The sequence below is a fragment of the Furfurilactobacillus siliginis genome (assembly GCF_001437435.1).
GTDB lineage: Bacteria > Bacillota > Bacilli > Lactobacillales > Lactobacillaceae > Furfurilactobacillus > Furfurilactobacillus siliginis.
The window spans coordinates 1-2,145 of record NZ_JQCB01000027.1; the positions used below are offsets into that span (position 1 = coordinate 1).

At 43.4% G+C, this 2,145-nt stretch carries 2 protein-coding genes; both read left to right on the plus strand.

The genetic code is table 11. From position 1 onward, the window contains the following. The first annotated feature begins 97 nt into the window (after window positions 1-97). Window positions 98-679: a xanthine phosphoribosyltransferase gene (locus IV55_RS09915; RefSeq protein WP_057811748.1), complete on the plus strand. Its 582-nt coding sequence runs from the start codon at window positions 98-100 to the stop codon at window positions 677-679. A gap of 2 nt (window positions 680-681) precedes the next feature. Continuing rightward, entirely contained in the window at window positions 682-2,004 is a 1,323-nt protein-coding gene (locus IV55_RS09920; RefSeq protein ID WP_057811749.1) for a nucleobase:cation symporter-2 family protein, read from the plus strand. Window positions 2,005-2,145 lie beyond the last annotated feature (141 nt).

A 2,145-nucleotide genomic window follows, 5' to 3' on the forward strand; every position in this document is an offset into this window, starting at 1 on the left:
CAGGTTATGCTGACAAATTTGTCCAAAAATTCGGATTAAATTTGCAATCTACCATTTTCGCAAAGAAAGCTCTTTTTGTTTAGAAAGGAAGGATCACATCAAAGAATTAGAGCAGCGCATTCAAACGTCAGGACGAGTACTTGGAAAGGATATTTTAAAGGTCGATAGTTTTTTGAATCATCAAATTGATCCAGAATTAATGAAACGTATAGGTGATGCTTTTGCGCATCAGTTTGCTGATGCTGGGATAACGAAGGTCTTAACCGTCGAGTCATCTGGAATTGCGCCTGCGTTGATGACGAGTTTAGCGTTACGGGTACCCCTCGTTTTTGCACGGAAGCATAAGAGTTTAACGTTAACGGATAATTTATTTACCGCATCGGTCTATTCGTTTACAAAGCAGGTCGAGAATCAAATCTCGATTTCACGCGATTTCCTTGATGAACATGATCGAATTTTGATTATCGATGATTTTTTAGCGAATGGTCAAGCGATTAATGGCTTATTTACCATCGCGGATGCTGCTAAAGCCTCGGTGGCAGGTGTCGGCGTGGTTATTGAGAAACGATTCCAACGTGGGCATCAACTGGTTGTCGATGCTGGTGTACCACTGCAGGCGCTGGCAAGTATTAGTGGGTTTGAGAATGGACAGGTTGTCTTCGCAGACGAAAGGGCGTAATCATGATTAAAGGTGTTAATCGAGATACAATTGCTAAGCATGAGTCACAAGCTGCCTTGCTTGGGTTACAACACTTACTCGCAATGTATTCAGGCGCCATTTTAGTACCGCTGTTAATCGGTGGTGCGCTGCACTTCAATGCTGCGCAAATGACGTATCTTGTTTCGATCGATATCTTTATGTGTGGTATTGCCACGTTTCTACAAATATTTTCTAATCGCTATTTTGGAATTGGCCTACCAGTGATTTTGGGCTGCGCGGTGCAGGCTGTTGCACCACTACAGATGATTGGCGGACGTTTCTCAATCGGTACAATGTATGGTGCAATTATTGCGGCAGGAATTTTCGTTTTCGTGATATCCGGCTGGTTTGCCAAGCTGCGTAAGCTTTTTCCACCGGTTATAACTGGAACGGTGATTACGGTGATTGGCTTGACGCTCATTCCCATTGCCTTTTTGAACCTTGGCGGCGGGAACGTTGCGGCTAAGTCATTTGGCACTCCAGTTAACTTGATTATTGGCTTTTTAACAGTAATCGTCATCCTTATCTGTAACGCGTGGGGCAAAGGCTTTATTCGTCAAATTGCTGTATTGATGGGATTATTAATCGGTACGCTGACAGCTGGTGGTTTAGGATTGGTATCTTTGCAGCCAGTTCTTTCAGCGAGTTGGTTTCGCTTACCAGAAGTATTCCATTTTGGCGTCCCACAGTTTGAACCATCCTCAATTCTGACAATGATTATGGTAGCGTTGGTATCGATGGTCGAATCGACAGGCGTTTTCTTTGCCTTAGGAGATGTGATAAATAAAGACATTACCGAAAGTGATTTGAAAAAAGGTTATCGTGCAGAGGCGTTAGCAATCATTTTTGGCGGATTATTTAATACCTTCCCTTATACAACTTACTCGCAGAATGTTGGCCTGGTGCAGCTGTCAGGAATCAAATCAAGAAAACCAGTGGTTTATGCAGGTGCTTTTCTAGTTATCCTGGGATTACTACCTAAAGTGGGTGCTGTGGCAACCATTATTCCGGTACCGGTTATTGGTGGTGCCATGATTGTGATGTTTGGTATGGTCACCATGCAAGGCGTACGAATGTTGAATCAAGTTGATTTTCGCAATAATCGTAATTTGCTAGTGGCCGCAGTATCAATTGGACTGGGACTTGGTGTAACGGTCCAACCAGCCATTGTTCATGGGCTTCCACAAGCGGCCCAGTTAATTCTTAGCAATGGGATTGTCGTTGCAAGCGTGACTGCGGTGTTATTAAATCTAATTTTACAGCCGGATAAAGGCGCTGTAGAGCAAGTTAAGCAAAGTTCATAGCAACTAAAAACGGGCCTGGGACATAACTAATTATGTCTACAGGCCCATTGTTGTTTTCTGATTTTTAATAGCGGAAACGTAGGACAAAAGTCAAGTAGCTGTGCAGACTACGAACAACCTACCGGATTGAAGACCAATCCG